Source organism: Pseudomonas sp. (assembly GCF_049590575.1).
GTDB lineage: Bacteria > Pseudomonadota > Gammaproteobacteria > Pseudomonadales > Pseudomonadaceae > Aquipseudomonas.
In genome coordinates this window covers 1-6,266 of the sequence record NZ_JBAWDE010000079.1, presented here as the reverse complement: position 1 = coordinate 6,266, position 6,266 = coordinate 1, and the positions used below count along the sequence as shown (strand labels likewise).

General features: G+C 64.0%; 6 protein-coding genes and 1 pseudogene. All 7 read left to right on the top strand.

Translation table 11 applies throughout. The annotated features are described in order from the left end of the window. The first annotated feature begins 193 nt into the window (after window positions 1–193). Window positions 194–1,396, top strand: coding sequence for an ABC transporter substrate-binding protein (locus WBR57_RS06290; RefSeq protein ID WP_424083091.1), 1,203 nt, complete (start codon window positions 194–196; stop codon window positions 1,394–1,396). A gap of 60 nt (window positions 1,397–1,456) precedes the next feature. After that, window positions 1,457–2,317: a branched-chain amino acid ABC transporter permease gene (locus WBR57_RS06285; RefSeq protein ID WP_424083090.1), complete on the top strand. Its 861-nt coding sequence runs from the start codon at window positions 1,457–1,459 to the stop codon at window positions 2,315–2,317. A 1-nt stretch (window position 2,318) separates the two neighbouring features. Continuing rightward, entirely contained in the window at window positions 2,319–3,329 is a 1,011-nt protein-coding gene (locus WBR57_RS06280) for a branched-chain amino acid ABC transporter permease (RefSeq protein ID WP_424083089.1), read from the top strand. After that, window positions 3,326–4,075 carry an ABC transporter ATP-binding protein gene (locus WBR57_RS06275; protein WP_424083088.1) on the top strand — a complete coding sequence of 250 codons (750 nt, stop codon included), beginning with the start codon at window positions 3,326–3,328 and terminating at the stop codon, window positions 4,073–4,075. Before WBR57_RS06280 ends, WBR57_RS06275 begins: the two co-directional genes overlap by 4 nt. Then, entirely contained in the window at window positions 4,075–4,770 is a 696-nt protein-coding gene (locus tag WBR57_RS06270; protein ID WP_424083087.1) for an ABC transporter ATP-binding protein, read from the top strand. The genes WBR57_RS06275 and WBR57_RS06270 overlap by 1 nt, the downstream gene beginning before the upstream one ends. Window positions 4,771–4,783: 13 nt before the next feature. Then, window positions 4,784–6,052, top strand: coding sequence for a Zn-dependent hydrolase (locus WBR57_RS06265; RefSeq protein WP_424083086.1), 1,269 nt, complete (start codon window positions 4,784–4,786; stop codon window positions 6,050–6,052). Continuing rightward, a pseudogene (locus WBR57_RS06260) lies at window positions 6,049–6,266 on the top strand (hypothetical protein); the annotation flags it as partial. The gene WBR57_RS06265 and the pseudogene WBR57_RS06260, both read left to right, overlap by 4 nt.

Below are 6,266 nucleotides of genomic sequence, written 5' to 3'. Positions count from 1 at the left end.
GTGGGAGCGGGCTTGCTCGCGAAGGCGGTGGGTCAGCCAAGCATCCGGTGACTGATGCACTGCCTTCGCGAGCAAGCCCGCTCCCACCGTTTCTGACCGCGTTTCACCTCAATAAAAAGGCCTGCCTACAGGCCCTTGCTCCACCGTATCGCCCTTGCCGCTCCTGCCAATAACTAAACCAGGGAGTCACCCCATGCAGCGTCGTACGTTGTTGAAAGCCAGTCTCACCGCCGCCGCCGCGCTCAGCCTTCCACTGAGCGTGCGTTCGGCATTCGCCGCCGAGCCCTTTACCTTTTACGGCCTCAAGTCCATGTCTGGCGCCTTTGCCAGCTACGGCAAGTTTGCCGACATGGGGTCGCGCCTGGCGGTGCAGGAACACTTGGAAATTCTCGGCCGCCCGTTGAACTATAAGGTTATCGACACCGAAGGCAACGCCGGCAAGGCGGTGCGCAAGGTTCAGGAGGCCATCCAGCAGGACGGCGCGCGCTTCTTCCAGGGCTGCACCTTGTCGTCGTCGGCACTGGCGGTGGCCAAGGAAGTCGACAAGGTCGGTGGCGTGTTCATGACCCCGGTGGGCGCCGACGAAGTCACCGGCAAGGACTGCAACCCCGCGACCTTCCGCTGGTCGGTGCCGACCTACGGCGCCATCCGTGAAACCATGGTGCCGCTGATCAAACTGCTGCCGGACGCCAAGCGCTGGTACACCATCACCCCGCAATACGTGTTCGGCGAAGCACTGCTCGAAGGCGCCAGGAATGTGCTCAAGGAGCATGGCCTGGAGCATGTCGGCAACAGCTACCACTCGCTGCAGGAGCAGGAATTCTCCGGCTACCTGACCAACGCCATCGCAGCCAAACCGGATGTACTGGTGCTGCTGAATTTCGGCAGCCAGTCGTCCAACACCCTGCGCCAGGCGGTGAACTTCGGCATCAAGGAACGCATGAAAGTGCTGCTGGTGTGGTCGGCCGGCCTCGACCAGTTCCAGGAACTGGGCAGCGACATTCTCGACGGTGTGTACCTCGGCGCGCAGTACTGGCACCAGGTCGACACCCCGCGCAACCGTGAACTGGTCAAGCTGACCCAGGCCAAATACGGCATCAACCCCACCTACCCGCTGGCCGCCGATTACATCAGCACCAAGGTCATGCTCGAAACCATTATCGCCACCGGCAGCTTCGACGGCCCGACCGTGGCCAAGGCCATGCAGGGCCTGAGCTACGAGGGCCCGACCGGCAAGGAATCGATCCGCGCCGGCGACCATCAGGTGATCAAGGATTACTACCTGCTGATCGGCAAAGCCAGCGCCGACATGGCCGACAAGGATGACCTGGCCAAGGTGCTCAGCGCCGGCCAGTCGTTCCCGCCGGTCGACGCCACAGGCTGCACGCTCGCCTGATCCTGACCTGTAAAAGCACGACAGGGCCGCCCGCGCGGCCACCTGTTCGAGGGTTTCTGCATGCTTAATCTTTACCTGTTCCAGATACTCAACGGCCTGGGGTTGGGGATGATCTACTTCCTGATCGCGGTCGGGCTGACGATCATTTTCGGCCTGCTCAACTTCGTCAACTTCGCCCACGGCGCGTTCTTCCTGCTGGGCGCCTACATTTGCTACACCGCCGTGAGCCTCACCGGCAACTTCTGGCTGGCGCTGCTGATCGCGCCGCTGGTGGTGGCCGCGCTGGCGTGGGTGATCGAGCGCCTGTTGATCCAGCGGATCTATCACCTGCCGCACATGTTCCAGATCCTGGTCACCCTGGGCATCGCGCTGATCATCCAGGAAGCCAGCGTGATGATCTGGGGCCCGGTGGGCAAAAGCGTCGCCGTGCCGGAACTGCTGCGCGGGGTGCTGGTGGTCGGCGACTTCGTTTACCCCTACTACCGTCTGTTCCTGATTGTGTTTTCCGGGCTGGTGGGCCTGGGCCTGTGGTTGCTGCTGGAACGCACGCGCTTCGGCGCCCTGGTGCGCGCCGGCAGTGAAAGCACCGAAACCGTGTCGCTGCTGGGCACCAATATCTTCCGCCTGTTCTCCATGACCTTCGCCCTCGGCGTAGCCCTGGCCGGCATCGCCGGTGTGCTGTTTGCGCCGTTGCGCGGCGCGCAGCCCTTTGTCGGCCCGGAGATTCTCGGCGTGGCCTTCGTGGTCGTGGTGATCGGTGGCATGGGCTCGTTCAGCGGCGCGCTGGTCGGCGGTTTGCTGGTGGGCGTGGTGCAAAGCCTGATGACCACACTCTGGCCCCAGGGCGCGAGCCTGATGATCTACGGCGCAATGGCCGTGGTGATTCTGGTGCGTCCTTACGGCCTGTTCGGGAGAGCCTGACATGAGCGAGAAAAACCCCCTGCCGTTTGCCAAAACCCAATCGCGCGCGATGTTGCTGTGGGTGCTGGCCGTGCTGATCGGCCTGCCGTTGATTTTGCCCTCGGCGACCCTGGCCACCGAGATCCTGATCTTTGCCATGGCCGCCCTCGCCTGCAACCTGTTGCTGGGCTACACCGGGCTGCTGTCGTTCGGCCAAGGCATCTTCTTCGGCGCCGGAGCCTACTGTGCGGCGCTGTTGATGATCCACCTGCAACTCGGCCTGTTTATCGCCCTGCTCGGCGCTGCGATTGCCGGAGGTTTCCTGGCATTGCTGGTCGGCGCCCTGGCGATCCGCCGCACCGGCATCTACTTTGTGATGCTGACCCTGGCGTTCAGCCAGATGGCTTACTTCGTCGCCTACACCCTGAGCGACTGGACCGGCGGCGATAACGGCCTGCTCAGCGTGCCACGCCCGGAAATTCGCATCGGCGACACCGTACTGCTGTCACTGGCCGACGCCCGCGCGTTCTACGGGTTTGTCGCGGTGCTGTTCCTGCTGATCTTTATCGGCGCGCGCCGGGTGATCGCCTCGCCCTTCGGCAGCACCTTGATGGCGATCCGCGAAAACGAAACCCGCGCCTCGGCCATCGGCTACGACACGCGCCACTTCAAGATCCTGGTATTCGTGCTGTCCGGCGCGGTCACCGGGATTGCCGGCGCGCTGTACGCCATGCTGCTGCACTTTGTGCCGCTGTCGAATATCGACCTGGCGATGTCCGAAAACATCCTGATCATGACCATTATCGGCGGCACCGGCTCGCTGTTCGGTTCGCTGCTGGGCGCCGGGTCCATCGTGCTGCTGGGGGATTTCCTCTCCGACCTGTGGCCGCGCTGGCTGATGCTGCTGGGGGTGATCCTGATCCTGGTGGTGATCTTTATGCGTGGCGGCTTGTGGGGCGGCCTGGCGTCGCTGTTCGAACGCGTGCGCGGCAGCCGCAAAACCGCGGTCGTCGTCAAGGAGGAAGGGCTATGAGCGTCCTGCTGGAAACCAAAGACCTGGAACTGGCCTACGGCGCCTTCCACGCGGTGAATGGCGTCAACCTCAAGGTCGAAGCCGGCACCATTCACACCATCATCGGCCCCAACGGCGCCGGCAAGACCAGCCTGTTCCATTGCTTGACCGGCGAGCGCCAGGCCACCGCCGGGGCGATTCATTTCGACGGCAAGAACCTGATGCGCAAACCCGCCCACGCCCGGGTCGGCCTGGGCATGGCGCGCTCGTTCCAGCTGACCAGCCTGTTCCAGAACCTCAGCGTGCGCGAAAACCTGCGCCTGGCCGCGCAGGGCCGTGACGGTGCCAAGGCGCTGAACTTCTGGCGCCGGGTCGACAGTAAACGCGAGCACCTGGAGATGGCCGACCAGGTGCTGGAACGCCTGCAACTCACCGCCCGCGCCGACACCCTGGCCGGCGAGTTGAGCCACGGCCAGCAGCGGGTGCTGGAGGTGGGCATGTCGATCTGCTCCAAACCCAAACTGTTGATGCTCGACGAACCCACCTCGGGCATGGGCATCGACGACATCCCGATCATGACCCAGCTGATCAGCGACCTCGGTCGCGACCACACCGTGCTGTTGATCGAGCACAACATGAGCATTGTCATGTCGATCAGTCAACGCATCACGGTGATGAGCCACGGCCAGATCCTGGTGGAAGGCACGCCGGAATTCGTGCGTGCCGACGAACGTGTGCGCACGGCTTATCTTGGGGAGGCTGCCTGATGCTGATCGTCGACAATATCCATTCCTACTACGACAAGAGCCACGTGCTCGAAGGCGTGTCGCTGAGCGTCAACCCCGGCGAACTGGTGACCCTGCTCGGGCGCAATGGCGCCGGCAAGACCACCACGCTGCGCAGCATTCTCGGGATTATCTGCCCGCGCCAGGGCCAGATTCACTTCAACGGCCAGGCACTGGTCGGCCAGAAGATCTTTGAAATTGCGCGCCAGGGCTTGGCGCTGGTCCCGGAAAACCGCGGGATTTTCCGCCTGCTCAGCGTCGAGGAAAACCTGCGCATCGCCGTACGCAAGAGCAGCCGCTGGCAGATGGAAGACGTGTACGGCATGTTCCCGCGCCTCAAGGAGCGGCGCAAAAACGCCGGCCACGCGCTGTCCGGCGGCGAACAGCAAATGCTCGCCATCGCCCGCGCCCTGCTCAACGACCCCAAGCTGCTGATCCTCGACGAGCCCACCGAAGGCCTGGCCCCGGTGATCGTCGACGAGCTGGTGAAGATCCTGCGCAAGGTCAAGGACGACGGCCTGCCCGTGCTGCTGGTGGAACAGAACCTGATGGTCTGCGACAAGCTCGCCGACCGCCATTACGTGCTCGAACAGGGCCGCGTGGTCTACGAGGGCAGCGCCGCCGCCTTCCGCGCCGACCCGAGCATCAAGAACCGCTATTTGGCCCTGAGTGCCTGACCGGAGTTTGCAGATGAATAGTTTTGCGCAACCGCTCAAGAGCAACGCCCCGCTGATCAACCGCGACCGCCTGTGGCAATCGCTGATGGACCTGGCCCAACTCGGCGCCACCGTCAAAGGCGGCGTGTGTCGCCTGGCCCTGACTGACCTCGACCGCCAGGCCCGCGACCTGTTTGTGCAGTGGTGCGAGGCGGCCGGGTGTAGCGTGAGTGTCGACGCCATCGGCAATATTTTTGCGCGTCGCCCTGGACGCAATCCGCACGTGCCACCGGTGATGACGGGCAGCCATATCGACACCCAGCCCACCGGCGGCAAGTTCGATGGCTGTTACGGCGTGATGGCTGGACTGGAAGTGATCCGCACCCTGAATGATTTGAAGATTGAAACCGAAGCGCCAATCGAAGTGGTGGTGTGGACCAACGAAGAAGGCTCGCGCTTCCCGCCGTGCATGATGGGTTCCGGGGTGTTTGCCGGGAAGTTCGACTTGCAGGACACCCTCGACAAACAGGACGAGCAAGGCCTCTCGGTGGGCGCCGAATTGCAGCGCATCGGCTACGCCGGTTCGCGTGCGGTGCTGGGCCACCCGGTGGGCGCGTATTTCGAGGCGCATATCGAGCAAGGGCCGGTACTGGAAGACCAGGCCACTACCATCGGCGTGGTCATGGGCTGCCTCGGCCAGAAGTGGTTCGACCTGACCCTCACCGGCGTCGAAGCCCACGCCGGCCCGACACCGATGCACCTGCGCAAGGACGCCCTGGTGGGCGCCGCCGAGGTGGTCAGCGCGGTCAACCGCATCGCCCATCAACAGCAGCCCCACGCCTGCGGCACCGTTGGCTGCCTGAACCTGCACCCCGGTTCGCGCAACGTGATCCCTGGCCAGGTGCACATGACCCTCGACCTGCGCCACCTGCACGCCGACAAGCTGCAAGCCATGGTCGATGAGGTGCGCGGTGTGATCGAAGCCAGCGCTGCCCGGCATGGGTTGACCTTTGAACTGACGCCGACTGCGGATTTCCCGCCGCTGGACTTCAACCCGGCTTGCGTCAACGCCGTGCGCGACGGCGCCGCTGCCTTGGGCTTGAGCCATATGGACATCGTCAGCGGCGCCGGGCATGACGCGATTTTCGTCGCCGAACTCGGCCCGGCCGGGATGATTTTCGTGCCGTGCGAAGGCGGCATCAGCCATAACGAAATCGAAAACGCCGCGCCGGATGACTTGGCAGCAGGCTGCGCGGTGCTGCTGCGCGCCATGGTCAACGCGGCACAGGGGGAACTGGCATGAGTGAGATTGGCCAACTGACAGCGGTGCAACTGCTGCAGCATTTTCGCGACAAGAGCCTGTCGCCGGTGGAGGTGACCGAGGACGCGCTGTTGCGCATCGAGCGCTACAACCCGCTGGTGAACGCCTACTGCCACGTCGACCCGGAAGGCGCCTTGAACGCCGCGCGCGCGTCGCAACAGCGCGTCCTCGGTCACCTCCACCGGCGACAGGCTCT

Coding starts and splice junctions, on each gene's coding strand:
- WBR57_RS06265 (WP_424083086.1), top strand. CDS start 4,784: ATGAATAGTTTTGCGCAACCGCTCAAGAGCAACGCCCCGCTGATCAAC.
- WBR57_RS06270 (WP_424083087.1), top strand. CDS start 4,075: ATGCTGATCGTCGACAATATCCATTCCTACTACGACAAGAGCCACGTG.
- WBR57_RS06285 (WP_424083090.1), top strand. CDS start 1,457: ATGCTTAATCTTTACCTGTTCCAGATACTCAACGGCCTGGGGTTGGGG.
- WBR57_RS06275 (WP_424083088.1), top strand. CDS start 3,326: ATGAGCGTCCTGCTGGAAACCAAAGACCTGGAACTGGCCTACGGCGCC.
- WBR57_RS06280 (WP_424083089.1), top strand. CDS start 2,319: ATGAGCGAGAAAAACCCCCTGCCGTTTGCCAAAACCCAATCGCGCGCG.
- WBR57_RS06290 (WP_424083091.1), top strand. CDS start 194: ATGCAGCGTCGTACGTTGTTGAAAGCCAGTCTCACCGCCGCCGCCGCG.